This is a genomic window from Neorhodopirellula pilleata (assembly GCF_007859915.1).
Classification (GTDB): Bacteria; Planctomycetota; Planctomycetia; order Pirellulales; family Pirellulaceae; genus Rhodopirellula; species Rhodopirellula pilleata.
In genome coordinates, this window is the sequence record NZ_SJPM01000001.1 from 303,978 (window position 1) to 319,888 (window position 15,911).

The following is a 15,911-nucleotide window of genomic DNA, read 5'->3' on the forward strand; positions in this document are numbered from 1 at the left end:
ACAGCGGTGCGGCACTCAGAATTCTCCTTCGAGAATCTCGCTGTTCGCTTTGGTTCCGAGGGCTCCCCACAAACCAAACGGGCTCTTCAATCCAGGAGCCAGCGTTCCCCCAGTGCCGGTGTGCGAGACCATCGGGCCGCTGACGTTGCCCGATTCGATCGAGTCGGTGACGAACCGGATCGCGCCGTCGCCCATCAACACGTGGCAACCGCCTTGATGTCGACTGCTCGGCGGAAAAATGCCCCAGCGGAAGATGTCCGTGGCGGAAGTGTCGTAACAGACCGGCGCATTGGGAGGTAAAATCGTGGTGATGCCGGTAAACATCGCCAGACCGTAGGCCCATTTGTAGCCACGACGCTCCTCAACGCTTCCCGAGATCAATGTGGCAGCGGCCCAAAACCGTGGTCGTTGGGTATCGGTTCCTTGGTAGCAGCGACTCGAATTGAGATGATGGCCTGTGATCCCACGTCGAACCTGCGTCGTGATATCACGGTCTCCCAAATCGGTATTGAATTCGCCGGCCATGACCGTATTGGCCAGTCCGTCAAGGATGTCGCGGAACTTGGGTTCTAATGCCCCGTGAGCGAAGACGCCGCGTTGCGTGCGTTTGGCGTCCGCCGCAGTGCCGAGTGCTTGTCCATATTGATCGGTGATCCCTTGGTATTGGTAGTACAGTGAATCACCCAGGCAGACACCATAATTGGTTCGACCCTGCGCGGGTAAGCCGACACCAGGATCGCTTGGGCAACGATAGCTCGCGATTGACGTCAGCCAGGGTGTGTACGGCCCTTGAGTGTTGTGGTCATCGACCAGCATCCACGGACTCGGGCCCATGGCGGCGTAGCGACGACCCGCGTTCGCATGCGGCGGCTGGACCGCGAAAGGATTGCTGATTTGTTCCCACATCGCTTGCTGCTCGATGAACGGCAGCAATCCCACTAGCGCACTGAGTTGGTTCATGTTCGTGCCGCCGCCGGTCGCCGTCGGCGTGTAGGTGCTGGCCCATGACGACCCGGGATTGCGTTTGGTACCACCCGACTGCGCCGGCAATTGATTGTAGGCGGAATGGTAGTTGTGGAAACCAAGGCCGATCTGCTTAAAGTTGTTGCTACAACTCATCCGCCGCGCCGCTTCGCGGGCGGCCTGAACGGCCGGCAACAATAAACCGACCAGCACGCCAATGATGGCAATGACTACCAGCAACTCCACAAGTGTGAAGCCGCGTTTTCGAACAGGATTCATCGAAACACCTTTTGGTTATCAAGAAACAAAAAACAATGACCTGCAATCAATTAGGGTTCATTCGCCTTCGGCACCGGGAAGGGACGCAGGACCGCCGATTCCGGTCGGCTCCTGACCATTGCTCTTTGGCGCGTCGGGATTGCCCTGAAGATATTGTTCCAAATCACTTGTTTGCGGAGCGGAACTGCTAACGCCACAACCGATCGCGATAAGGCACAAGAAAAGGAACATCAAACCGATCTGAAACCGTGGCGATGACATCGAACACTCCGGGGCGTTGGACAAATAGGAAATGTGTTATAACGCGTTATCCCGCCTGCGGAGAGCTGATGGTGGGCGGGTTTTGTATCTTCGAATGCGTCCATGCATCGTGTCTTTGTCCAGGCTGACGGGGTCTCGGTCAGTTGGCGCGGCCTTTTTGGCTCAAAAAATCGAGCACCACGTGGCGACCACGTTGGATCGAATCGCTCATCAGTTTTCGAGCAAGGTCGGCGTCGCGGTCGCGAAGTGCGTCGATTAGCTGAGACTTCGATTGGCAGGTTTCTGCCGCCACCTCGTAGGTCAGCAATCCGGGATCACTCCGCTGGGCCTCGAACACGTTGACGATCGCCAAGTTATCTCGGATGACTTTGGCGAGCACCTCGTTGCGTGACGCCTCAACGAGCAGTTCGTGAAAGTCCGTCTCGTCGTCGAGCCATCGATTGAGCTGTCGTTTGGTGCTGTGGGGCTTATTGTTTTGCCGGATCTCGGCGGCAGTTTGTTTGAAACGTTCGAGTAACTCATCCAACGCGTGTAGTTCGCTGACGCTGATGTACCGAGCCGCTTCGGCGGCCGCACAACTTTCCAAGGCATCTCGCAGGACATAAAGATTGTCGAGCGATTGACGAGTCGGTTTACGGACGAACGCGCCCGCACCCGGTACGTGTTCGACCAATCCCTCGCTGGCGAGCCGATGGATGGCTTCACGCACCGGAATCACGCTGACACCGATCTTTGCGGCGAGCGATCGGTTCACCAACCGTTCTCCGGGCGTCATTTCGCCGCGAGACAATTGGTCACGAATGTATTGGTAAGATTTTTCGGCGAGACTCTGATCCATGGCAATCGGCGGGGACTTGCGTGAGGGCATTAGCGTGGCCTGACGAATCGGTGTTAAGACGGGTCAAAAAAGTGGTCGCATCGAGATAAGGTCATAGGAACGCGTTTCAATATTGACAGACCTCAATAACACCATCCGGTATACAAATTCTAAAAATCAGAAAGTCGAAAATGATGCGAAACAAGCGACCATTTTCGCGTTCCAAATCCTTACCGGCTTTACCCAGTTCCGCACCGATTCGTCAGGCCAGCATTAGCGGGGGTTGCAGGACGTTCGGCCTGTCACTACGCTTCATGTTATAACATGTTATATTTTCAGCCGCAAGCGTTTCTCCACAGGATCTCGGCATGATTGGTCACCGTTCGGGCTACGGTCCGGTTCCACGACATTGCCGCACACCGCGAACCGGATCGGCTCCCATTAACGGCCGAAAAATTTATGTGGGCGTCAGGGTTTCGTCAGTCGCTTGCCTACTATGGCTTAGTTCCGTCGGCGGAACCGGGGCGATCGCGGACGATTTCGAGGACGCACCGGCGGGGCCGTTCGAACGCATGCAGACCGACCTTGGTGTGTGGCAGGTGATCGACTCGACCGACGCCGACCGAGCGCTGATCGAGAGTGAGCATGCCAGTTGGGGTCGTCACTGTTTGCAAATCACTGGAAAGCACTTGGGGCAAGATCCCCGTGAGGGCATGACAACCGTCGAGTTGAAACTAGCCCATCGGCCCGACGCCGATTCGGAGCTTTCTTTCGTTGCCGAACGCTGGACATCGAAGCCTCCGTTTTCATTCCGGATCGACGCCTTGAACGATTCGGACTGGACCGAGATTTACAACGGTGACAGTCTCATCGAAGTCGGTCGATCCTTCCGTTCTAAAATCAAAATCTCACTCGGAGAATCGCCACCGATGCGATTGCGTTTTCGCATCAATAGTCCGCCGGCGACGGGTGTCTTGATCGATCATGTTCGGATCGCGGCACCGAAGCCGCAAGTAGTTGTCGGCGTCGAGTCCCCCGCAGTGACTTTGCCGGCTCTCATCGGTAAACCGCTTGCACCGCTCGCCAAGTTACGAATCGAAACGAACGGAACCTTGCAACCGGTCTCGATCAGGACGATCGCGATGGAACTGGATGCGACCACCGATCTCAATGATCTTGCTTCCGTGGAATTGGTCTTTGGCGGAGAAGCAAATGCATTGACCGATGGCAAGCGGGTCGATGTGACGCCGCAGTTGCGACCGGGTCGCCGTGAATTCACGGTCACGTGCCCGGAATCTTGGGGGCCGTTGGTCGAGGGTGGCAATCATGTTTGGGTCGCTTGTTCCCTTAGCAAGCATGCGGACATCAGCCATCGCGTTGGTGCCAGATTCAGTTCAATCACGTTTTCCGACGGGCGAGTGATCCCGCTCGAAGGGGCTCGAAATGCGCAGCGGATGGGCATTTCGCTGCGTGACGGCGGTGCCGATGGCGTCCACACGTATCGGATTCCGGGCTTGGCCACGACGAACGCCGGAACCTTGATCGCCGTTTATGACATAAGATATCGTGGCGGGGGTGATCTGCCGGGAGACATTGATGTCGGCATGTCCCGCTCGACCGATGGCGGTCGGACGTGGGAGCCGATGCGGGTGATCATGGATATGGGTGATGATCCTGCGTGGCGATACGATGGAATCGGCGATCCTGCGGTGCTTGTCGATCGCAACACGGGCACCATTTGGGTTGCGGGTTTGTGGAGCCACGGCAATCGTGGTTGGTGGGGCACGGGGCCGGGACTCTCGCCCGAGGAAACGGGGCAATTGGTGCTCGTTCGCAGCGACGACGACGGACGGACTTGGTCAGCCCCGATCAACATCACCGACCAAGTCAAACGTCCCGAATGGTGTTTATTGTTTCAGGGGCCGGGAATGGGCATCACGATGCGTGACGGAACGCTCGTGTTCGCCGCCCAATATCAAGACTCCGTGTCGAACAAACGTTTGCCTCGATCGACGATCATTTACTCACGCGATCACGGAATCCACTGGAGCATCGGCACCGGCGCTTTCGATGACACGACCGAAGCGCAGGTGGTGGAATCTGAACCGGGCGTGTTGATGCTGAACTGTCGTTACAATCGGGCCGGCGTTCGAGTGGTGATGACAACCCGCGACATGGGTCAAACGTGGCAAAGGCACCCGACCTCCGAGCGTTCGCTGATCGAGCCGGGGGCTTGCATGGCGAGTCTCATCGACGCGAGCGGCGTCCGAAACCGATCGAGCGATTGGCTGTTGTTTTCCAACCCCAACCATCCAAGCGTTCGAAGCCACATCACCGTGCGGGCGTCGCCCGACCGAGGATTGACGTGGCCGGCCGAGCATCAGATCTTGCTCGACGAAGGTCGCGGCGCAGGCTATTCTTGCCTGACGATGATCGACGAACACACCGTCGGGATCCTGTACGAAGGAAGCCAGGCCCACTTGACCTTCCAACGCATCCCGCTGAGTGAATGGGTCGATCACCAATGAAATCACGAATCCAACTTTTCATTTTAAAGCGTCCTTCATGACAACGCAGAAACTCTCCGGCCTGATCGCGGCGACGTACACGCCGCTCGATGATCAAGGTCATCTCAACTTGTCGATGATCGGACCGATGGTCGAACATCTCTTCCGCGTTGGAATCGACGGCGTTTACGTTTGCGGAAGCACCGGCGAAGGCATGTCGTTATCGAGCGAGGAACGCCGGACGGTCGCCGAAGCTTATGTTCAAGAGATCGACAAACGCGTCCCAGTGATTATCCAAGTCGGACACAACAGCAGCCGCGAGGCCCGGCAGCTCGCCGCCCACGCCCAACAAATCGGCGCGGATGTCATTTCAGCGACCTGCCCATCCTATTACGGGATCAACGAACTATCGGACTTGATCGATTGCATGGCGGAGATTGCTGCGGGGGCTCCGGATTTGCCGTTTTATTACTACCACATTCCGGCACTCACGGGTTCCCGAATCGACGTGGTCGAGTTTCTCAAACGCGGTTGCGAAGAGATCCCCAACCTCGTCGGACTGAAATACACTGATACGAAACTGCACGAGTTTCAGATGTGCATGGAAACCGATCAACAGCGATTCGATGTCGTATGGGGATGCGACGAGATGTTACTCGGGGCACTCGCGACGGGCGCTCAGGCCGCCATCGGAAGCACTTACAATGTCGCTGCCCCGTTGTACCGACGTATCATCGATGCGATGAACGCCGGTGATCAAGTCGAGGCGAGAAGATTGCAACTCTGTTCGATCACGATGGTGCGTGTGATGTCCAAGTATCCGTTTCATACGGCAATGAAGGCCGTGCTGGGGATGCTTGGATTGCCAATGGGGCCGTGCCGACCGCCGCAAGGCCGTTTGGCACTTGCGGAGGTCGAACAGTTGCGTGCCGAACTGACTCAAATTGGTTTCTTTGATTGGTGCGGAACCAAAACGCTGGAGTCCGTTCCCCATACCGCAGAGACCTAGCGTGTGAACATCACGTTGAAAACAACGAGTCGGATGGTGGGGTGTCGACTGTTCGGGATCGCAGCGATGATCGTAGTAGCGATCACGTTGACCGGCCCCGCCATCGCGACGGACACCGACGCCTCCAGGCGGCACGAATGGGACGAGTTGCCACCGATTCCGGTCCCTCTCGGGTTATCCGGTGCCTTCGCGGGCGTGCATGGCAACGCCTTGATCGTTGCCGGTGGCACGAACTTCGCCAAACCTTTGTGGGAAAACGATAAGGTATGGCACGACCGGATCTTCGTGTTGACCCACGACGACGACGGCTATCAATGGCACGACGGAGGCCGCTTGCCCCGGCCGTTGGCTTACGGTGGTTCGGTCTCGACCGAATCGGGCTTGTTGTGTATCGGCGGCAACGACGAGACGGACACTTACCCCGACGTGTTCATGTTGAGTTGGGACGCAGAATCCAAGCAGGTGACGGTGTCGGTGAAAAACTATCCGTCGCTACCTGAACCGTGCGCGTTCGGCGCCGCGGCCCTCATCGGCAAGCAAGTGTTTCTGGCCGGTGGACAAACCGGCGCGTCGTTGGAATCGGCGACCTCGAATCTTTGGTCGTTGGATCTGTCGCAGACGGAATCGGGGCAGCCGGTGTCCAATCCAACGCAGTGGCAAGCATTGCCTTCGTTACCCGCACCGGGGCGAGCGTTGAACCTAACGGTCCATCAACATAACGGGTATCACGATTGTGTTTATGTGATCAGCGGTCGTCGCCAGAACGGCGCATCGATCGAGCTGCTGCGTGACGTTTGGGAGTTCACACCCGCCAAGGGTCAGTGGCGACAACGAGCTGATCTGCCCCGTTGTGTGATGGCGGGGACAGCCGCCCCAGTCGGACAAAGCCATCTGTTTGTTTTGGGCGGTGACGACGGAACCAACTTCTTTCGCACCGAGGAGTTGAAAGAAAACCATCCGGGGTTCATCAAGCAGTCGCTCGCCTACCACACGATCACCGACACGTGGATCGAAGCTGGGGCCATTCCGATGAACCTCGTGACGACGACGGCGGTTCGTTGGGGAAACGACATCATCATCCCCGGCGGTGAGGTTCGACCGCGGGAACGATCTCCACGTGTCTTTCGGGTGAGCCCGGTCGCCGCCACACCTGACTTTGGTGCGGTTAACTACATGGTCTTGATCGGTTACCTACTCGCGATGGTCGGCGTCGGATTTTATTTCACGAAGGGTAATCACAACACGAACGATTTTTTTCGCGGGGGCAAACATATTCCGTGGTGGGCGGCGGGGTGCAGTATCTTCGCCACGATGCTCAGCTCGCTGACGTACACCGGGATCCCATCCAAAGCGTTCACTCAGGATTGGGTTTATGCGGTGGGAAATCTGACGATTCCGTTGGTCGCACCGCTGGCGGTATTTGTGGCTCTGCCGTTTTACCGTCGCATCGATGCGACGAGTGCTTATGAGTACTTAGAGAAACGATTCAGTTGCGGCGTGCGTTTGTTTGGCAGTGCCAGCTTCACGCTGTTTCATTTGTTTCGCATGGCCGTGGTGATGTCTCTGACCGGATTGGCGTTGGCCGTTGCTACACCACTGACACCGACACAGTCGGTTTTGTTGATGGGCGGTTTGAGCATCATCTACTGCACGCTCGGTGGAATCGAAGCGGTGATTTGGACCGACACGATTCAGACAGTGGTGCTGTTAGGCGGTGCGGTGTTGGCGATCGTGGTGTTGATGATCGGGATCGAAGGCAGCGATCGCAATCTATTTTCGCCCGCCGTGGATGCCGGAAAGTTTCGAATCGCGAATCTTCATTGGGATGCGACGTCGACGCAGATCGCCTTGTGGGTGATTGTCCTCGGCGCGGTCGGGCAGAACGTGTCGTCCTACACCGCCGATCAAGCCGTCGTTCAACGGTACATGACGACGTCCGATGCGGCGCGGGCGGCGAAGTCGATTTGGGTCAACGCGATCTTGACGATTCCGTCGACCATCTTATTTTTCACGATCGGGACGTTGCTGTTTGTGTTTTATCAAGCACATCCCGAGAAGCTCGAAACCACCATCACGGCGGACCAAGTCTTCCCGATGTTCATCGCTCGCGAAATGCCCATCGGGATCGCGGGTTTGATGGTTGCCGGAATTTTTGCGGCCGCCCAATCGACCGTTTCGACAAGCATGAACTCCACATCAACAACCATCGTGACGGATTTCATGCGACGGTTTGACTGGTGCGAGTCGGAAAAAGCCTACTTGAATGCGGCGAGGTTTTGGACGCTGGTCGTCGGCCTGATCGGAACGGGCTTGGGGCTTCTGTTCGTCAATCCAGACATCAAATCACTTTTCGACACCTTCGTGATGGTGATCGGTTTGTTCATGGGCGTCTTAGGCGGGCTGTTCATCCTTGGGGTGTTTTCGACGACGGCGAATGCCACAGGCGCTTTGGTGGGAGCGTTGGTCGGTTCGTCGGTCATGTTTTCGGTCTGGGCGGGAACGTCGATCAACGGTTACCTCTACACGACGATCGGAATCGTCACATGTGTCGTGGTAGGATGGTTGTCGAGCCACGTGGTGGGAACCGCCCCGAAAGCGTTGCAAGGGCTGACGATTCATACCCCTAAGTTTGAATCTTGACAAATGACTGGCCCGGATGATTCATAACCCGACGCGTAGCGGCGTGTTGATTTAGTGCGTGTTTGGGCGTTTTCGTTTAACGGCAAGCCGCAGGCGCCTGCGTTTTCAAACTCTATCGCCTGCGGCTTGCCGTTAAACGATTCAATCAAAAGACCGGTAAGCAATGGATGCAGGGGAATGACGGTTGCCGATCTCCTGCCAGTTGCCGTTGCGGCTATAATGCCGGGTAAATCATCGCGGACTCGCGTTGTTTCCCTTTCCAAACAAATCTAAACATGAAAAATTCGTACGATTGTGTGGTAATCGGTGGTGGACCGGCCGGAGGCACTGCGGCGGCTGTGGTGGCTCAGGCGGGGCATTCGACGTTGTTGATCGAACGTGAAGCGATGCCTCGGTTTCACGTCGGCGAGTCGTTAATGCCGGAAACGTACTGGCCGCTGCAGCGACTCGGTTTGGTCGACAAGATGAAATCGTCCGGCTGGCAACCCAAGAAAAGCGTTCAGTTCGTCACCCACACGGGGAAGGAATCCGAACCGTTTTTCTTCCGCGAGCACGACGAGCGGGAATGTGCGACGACGTGGCAAGTCGAACGCAGTGAATTCGATCAAATGTTGTTCGACCGTGCGTCCGAACTGGGGGCGGATTGCTACGATCAAACCCGATTGATCGACGTCTGTTTTGATGAATCGGTGGCCACCGACGGAATTCCCAAAGCCACCGGAGTGGTGATTCGCGACGCCGAGGGTGTGCAGCGCCAGATCGATTGTCGCGTCGTCATCGACGCGACCGGGCAACAAAGTTTTATCGCCGGGAAGTTGGGCCTCAAGGAGATCAACCCAGATTTGAAAAAAGCCGCCGTTTGGACTTACTTCAAAGACGCCACTCGAGGGGACGGCGACAACGAGGGGGCGACGATCATCCTCAATACCGAGAATAAGAATGCGTGGTTTTGGTTCATCCCCCAATCACGCGGGATCACCAGCATCGGATGCGTCGGTGACAACGATTACTTGTTGAAGGGCCGCGGAACTCCCGAAGAAATTTTCAACGAAGAGCTCAGTCGGTGCCCTGGGCTGATGCCTCGACTTCAAAACGCTACCCGGGTTGGCAAGTTCTCCACCGCCAAGGAGTTTTCTTACATGACCAAGACGCACGCCGGTGAAGGCTGGGTCTTGGTCGGCGATGCGTTCGGATTCATCGACCCGGTTTATTCGTCCGGCGTTTACTTTGCCCTGGAAATGGGTGTGAGAGCGGGCGACGCCGTGATCGAAGGCTTGGAAATGGGTGACGTCAGCGGGCAGCAACTCGGAAAGTGGGCAACTGATTTCAAAGCCGGTGCGGACCGGGTTCGCAAGCTGGTTCATGCTTTCTACGACAAGGACTTCAGTATCGGCCGGTTCATGAAAGAGTACCCTCAATATCGCAGCAATTTGACGGACCTCTTGATCGGACGAATTTTTCACGAAGACGCCGGACGGATGTTCCCCGACATGCAACGAAGCATCGAACGCACCCGCCAAGAAATGGCTCAAACCGTCGTTTGAAACGGCGGGAGGTCTCGGGCGAGCCGTTCGGCAATGCGATCGATCGCGAGGTCGATTTCCCAGCGACGATGGTCTCGGTCGCCGGCAATGTTGCTGATTCCTCGGATGATTGACAGAGGGACGTTCGCCAATCGACACGCCGTCGCCACGGCGAACCCTTCCATGTCCTCGGCCACGAGATCCGCCGTGGCCTGATCGCGAGCCCGTTCACGCCGACAAGCTGCCATCGCGGGACTCGCCGACGCCGCGCAGACGGTTAAGAGTGAAGACGCTCGTTCGAGTGGCGAGGAATCCGGTGTAACGGTTGTCGGCAGCATCAATGGCAGTCGATCAGAGATCTCGATCGGGTTACCATCTTCTGCACCTGGGAGATTCACTTGAGACCAACCCAATTCCGATGCCGAAATAAACGGGTCCCCGAATTCCCCTCCCACGCCGATTCCGTCGCACAACACTTCGGAAAACCATACCGCCGAACCGACGGCGATGTCCGGATGAAGCGTTCCGGCGATTCCGGCCAAAACGACATGATCGGGCCGATGCCGGATCAGATGACGCGTCGTCAGTGCGGCGGCGGCGATGACTCCGAAGCCGCACAACTCAATTTGCCATTGGCCGACGCCGCCCCGATGAGCGAAGGCGGCGATCAAACGCTCCCGTTCCATCGCCGTGGGAACCAGCAGCAGCGGGCGGGACACGTTAGCCACCACCGCGACGAATCTCGCTGCCTTCGAAACGAACCTGGAACCGGAAGATCTTCTTTGTCTTGCAGGTGATTTTGCCGGTCTTCAAGTCGAAGTGATCGGGGGTTTCGGCCAGGTTGATGTTCGCGACCCCGCGAAAGCCACGTTCGGCAAAGATATCGATCACCATGGCGAGGACCAACGGGTTGTCGAACAACGGGTCTTCGCTGTTGATGATGGACAGTCCGGCGATCGCGTGGCGTTGCACGATCGGCATGAACTTGTTGTGGATCTCGTGGATGACCCGGTGGAACAGTTCCCGGTGTTCGAGTTGGTAGCTATCCAATCGCCGGACGAGTTCTTGACGAGCGTGGACGGTCAGTTCGGACGCCAGGGGCAGTCCGCGGACCGCGTCGTAGGTTTCCGGATCCAATTCGAGCGACGATTGATAGTCCAGTTCTTTGCGGATTTTGCGTTCGACGTCCGCGATGTCGCCGTCGGCGTCAATGAAGTGGTAATGGTAAATTTGTTTGAGCGACTGAAGCGCGTCCCACGTTTTTTCTTTGAATACGCGATAGCGGCTTTTTGCCGCGACGGGGTCGAGGTCGGTCGCCCGCAGTTCGATGATCCGTCCGTCGCCTTCCCGCCGAACCCGCTCGTTGTGTTCGGCGATTTTGCGACCGCGGAGCAACTGTCGCTCGATACTGGTCTTTTCATCGATAAACAGCACAACCGCATGCACCGTCGGTTTGCGAAAGTTGATCGCCAACGGGGTGGTGTGATACTCGCGGTAGAGCTGATTCATTTTCTGAATCAGCAGGTGCAAACATTCGACTTGGACGCGAGTACGAGGAAATCCGTCCAAGATGCAACCGTCGCGGTAGTCTTCTTCGAGCAACTTGCGAAACAGGATGCCGACGACCTCGGTATCGCCGACCATCCCTCCGGCTTCTTTGATCCGTTCGGCTTCGGGGGTGTTTAGCAGATCACTGACGATGATCGGCGGGCAGGTTAGCCCCCGGACTTTGGCGATGAAGTTGCTGTTGGTCCCCTTACCGCTGCCCGGTGCTCCGCCGAGCAGGATCAGTTCTTTGGCGAAGCGGAGATTCTCGTGTCCGATGTTTTGTTCGAGGTCATTCCAAACGGTGTTGAAGATAACGTGCGCGTCTTTGACTTCGAGGTCTTCGACACCGGTGCGGCCGGCGGCACGAACAGCTTGATCGGTGACCAATTGATTCGCTTGGCTTTCGACGGCTTCCGTAGTGGAAGCGGGCATTTCGGGCATGTGGTCGAAATCGGGGGACATGAGGTCGGGCCGAGCGGTGTGATGAATGGGCTGGACATGAGCCGCCCATCATAATCGACGCCGCGAAACCACGAACCCCCGGCACGGTCAAGTTAAGCCCGATCGGTTTGTAACGATCGGATGGGATAAACGGATCCGGCAAGGGGGGCGTGCGGCGGGGTTGACGCCGATCGCGGCATTGATTCGGGCTGTGTCACGTTTCGTGTTCTATCCTTTGGCGAACAACAACTCGCACTCATAAGTAGCCGGGGGGCCACTCGCGATGATCAAGCTAACGCGTCTGGACGGCGAAGCCTTTGTGCTCAACGCCGAACTCATCCGCTACGTCGAGCGCCGCGGCGATACGTTCGTCACGCTCAGCACAAGCGAACGCATCGTGGTGCGTGAGACGCTCGACGAAGTCGTCGACAAGGCGATCGCTTACCAACAACAAAAACATTTCATTCCACCACCGCCCAAGTAAGGTTACGTTTCCATGGATATCGCCAGCGTCATCGGCCTGATCTTAGCGATCGGTCTGATTTTAGTGTCGATCATGCTCGGTGCGGCCCCGTTCTCCGCGTTCATCGATATTCCTTCATTGCTCGTCGTTGTCGGCGGTGCGATCGCGGCCGCGCTGATTTGCTTTCCGCTCAAGAGCATGCTCGCCAGCCCGATCATTGCGCTCAAGGTGATTCTGAATAAAAGCGAAGACCGGATGACATTAATCAAGTCGATCGTCGAGCTCGCCGAAATTGCTCGCCGTGATGGATTGCTCGCTTTGGAAACCAAGATCCCCGAGATTCAGAACTCGCTCGTCAAGACAGGTTTGCAAATGGCGGTCGACGGCACCGCACCGGAAATCGTCGAGGAAGTCCTGCGGACCGAGGTAATGGGCATGGCGATGCGACACAAAGAAGGCAAAAGCATCATGGACCAACTCGGCCGATTCGCGCCGGCGTACGGGATGATTGGGACGTTGATGGGTCTGATCATGATGCTTCAAGACATGTCCGATCCGTCGGGCATCGGTGCCGGGATGGCGGTCGCGTTGATCACGACGCTGTACGGGGCGATCGTGGCAAACGTTTTCTTTAGTCCGTTTGCCGAAAAGCTTGGTCTGATGAGCCGCAACGAACAGCTCAGTATGGAGATCGCGATTCGTGGCGTGATGGCAATTCAGTCGGGTGAAAGTCCTCGAGCGATCGATCAGAAATTACAAACCTATTTACCTGCCAAGCAACGTGAGACGGCCTGATGGACGACGGAGATGATGTCATTGGCATTCCCGAATGGGTCGTCACGTTTGGTGACATGATGAGCTTGCTGCTCACGTTCTTCATCATGTTGGTCTCGCTCAGCGAAATCAAAGAGGAGGAAACCTATCAAGCCCTCGTGGACTCGATGCAGCAACAGTTCGGTTACCAGAAAACAATCGACGCGCTCACGCCGGGCAAGTCCAAACCACGCCAAACCGAATACAACGTTCTGTCGACGACCGGACGGGCGAAGAAGAAGGATACCGCCAAAGGTGGCGTTCCGGAGAAGGCCCCCGTTGGGGAAGAGCAACACGTGCGAATCATCCGCCCGGGGCAGATCACCGCCGTCGGCAGCGTCGTGTTCTTTGAAATCGGCAGTGATCAGCTCAGCGACGAGGCCAAGAACATCCTGCGGGAGACCGCCAAAGAACTACGAGGTAAACCGCAACGCATCGAAGTCCGCGGACACGTGTCCGCCGAATTCGCGTCACGGACCGGAGGAACCGATGAAGCGATGCTGCTAGCGATCCGACGATCGGCCACTGTGAAGCGATTCTTAACCGAAGTCGAAGGTCTATCGAACGAACGTTTTCGGGTCTCATCATCCGAAGCGACCGAACCGATCTCACGCAACAAACAAGGCGGCAAGTTCAGCAACGACTCGCGAGTCGAAGTGTTCTTGCTCGACGAAACACTAGAAGACCCTCGCGGGTTTACGGAGAAGGATTAAACCTCATGGCTGACGATACGACCTCCAAAACTGATGAAGAATCCAGCGACCTTCCGATCCGCCCCCGTAGCAATACGCCCATGGTGATTGCGTTTGTGGGGCTGATCGTCGTGATCGAAACGGCAATGTTCTTTTTCCTCGTTCCCAGCGCCGAACAAGTCAGCGCGTTGGCCGAGGCTCAACTGATCGAGTCGGTTCAGGACGGAGCCGAAGAAGCCGAAAAAGAAGCGTCCGACGAAAACCGCGTCGAAGAATTCGAACTCGGAACGTTCGGCGAAACGTTCAGCCCGATCGACTCGGACCGTTCGTTTCGCGTCGAACTGCGACTCTATGGGTTGATCCGGGCCAAGAACCGCAGTGCCATGACGAAGGAATTCGAAACTAAAAACGGTCGTCTTCGCCATGAAATCCGACGAAAAATCCGTAATAGTGAGCTTTCGGAACTGCAAGACAATCAATTGGGCTTGCTCGAAAGACGAATTTTGACGACATGTAACCACTTGTTGGATGAAGACATGCTATTGGGCGTCGGGTTTCACGACTACCAATTGATCGAAGACTGAGCCCGATCGGCGAACCACAGAACTCGACGAATCGATCGGGCTAACGCCATTGCAAGGATGCGGGCATGAGCAGCACGGACAGCGGGGCTTCCCCCAAAGAACATCTCAATACCGATGACATCGAAGCGCTTCTGAACGAAGCGTCTCAGTCGCTCGCGTCGGCGAACGACTCGGCTGCACCGGACCGTGACACCGCCCGCCCTTTCGCACTGGGAGATCTCTCGCCCGGTGGTGATGACGACATTGCCAACGATGTCGATCTACTCGACGAAGTCGAAATGGACCTCCGCGTCGAATTGGGGCGAACCCAAATGCGGCTCGAGGAAGTCTTGCGCCTCCGCAAGGGAAGTGTCGTGGCGCTGGATAAACTCGCCGGCGATCCGGTCGACATATTTGCCAACGGTCGATTGATCGCGCGCGGCGAAGTCTTGGTCATGAACGACAATTTTTGCGTCCGCGTGACCGAATTGGTGGGAGGCTGAAGTGATGCGTTGGATCGTCTTGATTGCATGTGTGGGATGGTTCGGTTCAATCGGATGGGGCCAATCGACGTTATCGACCGGTGGTACGACAGAAACATCGAACCGTGCGGGCGGTCGTCCGATCGTTCTCTCGCACGGTGGAAGCAGTCACGAAAAAACGTCGGTCGGTTTTCCTTCGCTTCAACCGCCATCCCAACTGCGCAATCAAGGGCGTGAAGGAGGTTCGGTCGATTCTTCGTACCAGCTTGCTGATTCGGTAGCGCGGGACTCGTCGCATGCCGGTGCATCAGTCGAATCAAATTCGGCCGACAGCGGCCTGCCGCTCGATAGCAATCCGGAGTCATCGCGATCAAAGATGACCGGGCCGCTCGTGACGGTTTGTTCCAGCCTTGCGATCGTGCTTGCGCTGTTTAGTGCATTGGTTTGGGCGGGAAGACGTTTCGGTGGCGGCGCGGCGGTTTCGAAACCGTTGCCCGCGTCGGCGCTCTCGCCGCTTGGTCACGTCATGTTGGACCCTCGTACCAAATTGCTGCTCGTCAAATGCGGACGCCGGATTTTGATTCTCTCGCAAACGGCCTCGGGAGTGACGCCGATCTCTGAGATCACCCACCCGGACGAAGTCCGTGAATTGATCGCGAGTTGTTCGGCCGAAGCACGTGCGGTGTTTGAAAAAACGCTCCGCGAAATCGAACTCGAACCCGCCCGAGGTTTCACCGGACCCGCCGATGATCCGGTTCCACGCCCGCACGGCGGCCATCCAAGTGGCCGCTCAAGTGGGCGATTATTCGCGACGGCCTAGCCATCGCCCAATCAACCGGCGGGGCATTCTCAACGTGGCATCGAAACCCGACGCGTAAGCGAGGGATATTTAAAAAAGAATTGATGGCGT

The 15,911-nt window shown here is 56.9% G+C and carries 15 protein-coding genes; 10 read left to right on the forward strand and 5 right to left on the reverse strand.

The window, feature by feature from the left end:
* Nucleotides 1-15: 15 nt before the first annotated feature.
* The 3 genes from Pla100_RS00870 to Pla100_RS00880 form a co-directional block, all read right to left on the reverse strand.
* Nucleotides 16-1,242, reverse strand: coding sequence for a DUF1559 domain-containing protein (locus Pla100_RS00870; RefSeq protein WP_146575818.1), 1,227 nt, complete (start codon nt 1,240-1,242; stop codon nt 16-18).
* A 57-nt stretch (nt 1,243-1,299) separates the two neighbouring features.
* The gene (locus tag Pla100_RS00875) at nt 1,300-1,503 is read right to left on the reverse strand and encodes a hypothetical protein (protein ID WP_146575819.1); all 204 of its coding nucleotides are present in this window, start codon (nt 1,501-1,503) and stop codon (nt 1,300-1,302) included.
* A 139-nt stretch (nt 1,504-1,642) separates the two neighbouring features.
* Nucleotides 1,643-2,341, reverse strand: a complete 699-nt coding sequence (locus Pla100_RS00880) for a GntR family transcriptional regulator (protein ID WP_146575820.1) — start codon at nt 2,339-2,341, stop codon at nt 1,643-1,645.
* A gap of 347 nt (nt 2,342-2,688) precedes the next feature.
* Between Pla100_RS00880 and Pla100_RS00885 the strand changes: the two genes are divergently transcribed.
* From Pla100_RS00885 to Pla100_RS00900, 4 genes are all read left to right on the forward strand, one after another.
* A complete protein-coding gene (locus Pla100_RS00885) occupies nt 2,689-4,848 on the forward strand; it encodes a sialidase family protein (RefSeq protein ID WP_146575821.1) in 2,160 nt (719 codons plus the stop codon).
* 37 nt (nt 4,849-4,885) lie between these two features.
* Nucleotides 4,886-5,836 carry a dihydrodipicolinate synthase family protein gene (locus Pla100_RS00890; protein ID WP_146575822.1) on the forward strand — a complete coding sequence of 317 codons (951 nt, stop codon included), beginning with the start codon at nt 4,886-4,888 and terminating at the stop codon, nt 5,834-5,836.
* A gap of 15 nt (nt 5,837-5,851) precedes the next feature.
* A complete protein-coding gene (locus Pla100_RS00895) occupies nt 5,852-8,476 on the forward strand; it encodes a sodium:solute symporter family transporter (protein ID WP_315853424.1) in 2,625 nt (874 codons plus the stop codon).
* A gap of 275 nt (nt 8,477-8,751) precedes the next feature.
* Nucleotides 8,752-10,020: an NAD(P)/FAD-dependent oxidoreductase gene (locus Pla100_RS00900; RefSeq protein ID WP_146575823.1), complete on the forward strand. Its 1,269-nt coding sequence runs from the start codon at nt 8,752-8,754 to the stop codon at nt 10,018-10,020.
* On the opposite strand, the gene mqnB is transcribed toward Pla100_RS00900, so the two are convergent.
* Both mqnB and Pla100_RS00910 read right to left on the reverse strand, forming a co-directional pair.
* Complete coding sequence (gene mqnB / locus Pla100_RS00905) at nt 10,005-10,718, reverse strand: futalosine hydrolase (RefSeq protein WP_146575824.1); 714 nt, start codon at nt 10,716-10,718, stop codon at nt 10,005-10,007. The two genes, Pla100_RS00900 and mqnB, sit on opposite strands and share 16 nt — an antisense overlap.
* A 1-nt stretch (nt 10,719) precedes the next feature.
* A complete protein-coding gene (locus Pla100_RS00910; protein WP_146575825.1) occupies nt 10,720-12,009 on the reverse strand; it encodes a nucleoside monophosphate kinase in 1,290 nt (429 codons plus the stop codon).
* Nucleotides 12,010-12,271: 262 nt separating this feature from the next.
* Here Pla100_RS00910 and Pla100_RS00915 point away from each other — a divergent pair, with 262 nt between their 5' ends.
* The 6 genes from Pla100_RS00915 to Pla100_RS31425 all read left to right on the forward strand — a co-directional run bounded on the left by Pla100_RS00915 (nt 12,272) and on the right by Pla100_RS31425 (nt 15,821).
* The gene (locus Pla100_RS00915) at nt 12,272-12,472 is read left to right on the forward strand and encodes a flagellar FlbD family protein (RefSeq protein ID WP_146575826.1); all 201 of its coding nucleotides are present in this window, start codon (nt 12,272-12,274) and stop codon (nt 12,470-12,472) included.
* Between the two features lie 12 nt (nt 12,473-12,484).
* The gene (locus Pla100_RS00920; RefSeq protein ID WP_146575827.1) at nt 12,485-13,246 is read left to right on the forward strand and encodes a motility protein A; all 762 of its coding nucleotides are present in this window, start codon (nt 12,485-12,487) and stop codon (nt 13,244-13,246) included.
* Nucleotides 13,246-13,977 (forward strand): OmpA/MotB family protein, encoded by a 732-nt coding sequence (locus tag Pla100_RS00925; protein WP_146575828.1) that lies wholly within the window; start codon nt 13,246-13,248, stop codon nt 13,975-13,977. Before Pla100_RS00920 ends, Pla100_RS00925 begins: the two co-directional genes overlap by 1 nt.
* Nucleotides 13,978-13,982: 5 nt before the next feature.
* A complete protein-coding gene (locus Pla100_RS00930; protein WP_146575829.1) occupies nt 13,983-14,540 on the forward strand; it encodes a dihydrolipoamide acetyltransferase in 558 nt (185 codons plus the stop codon).
* Between the two features lie 65 nt (nt 14,541-14,605).
* The gene (gene fliN / locus Pla100_RS00935) at nt 14,606-15,022 is read left to right on the forward strand and encodes a flagellar motor switch protein FliN (protein WP_146575830.1); all 417 of its coding nucleotides are present in this window, start codon (nt 14,606-14,608) and stop codon (nt 15,020-15,022) included.
* Nucleotides 15,023-15,026: 4 nt separating this feature from the next.
* Nucleotides 15,027-15,821 carry a FliO/MopB family protein gene (locus tag Pla100_RS31425; protein WP_231602521.1) on the forward strand — a complete coding sequence of 265 codons (795 nt, stop codon included), beginning with the start codon at nt 15,027-15,029 and terminating at the stop codon, nt 15,819-15,821.
* Nucleotides 15,822-15,911 lie beyond the last annotated feature (90 nt).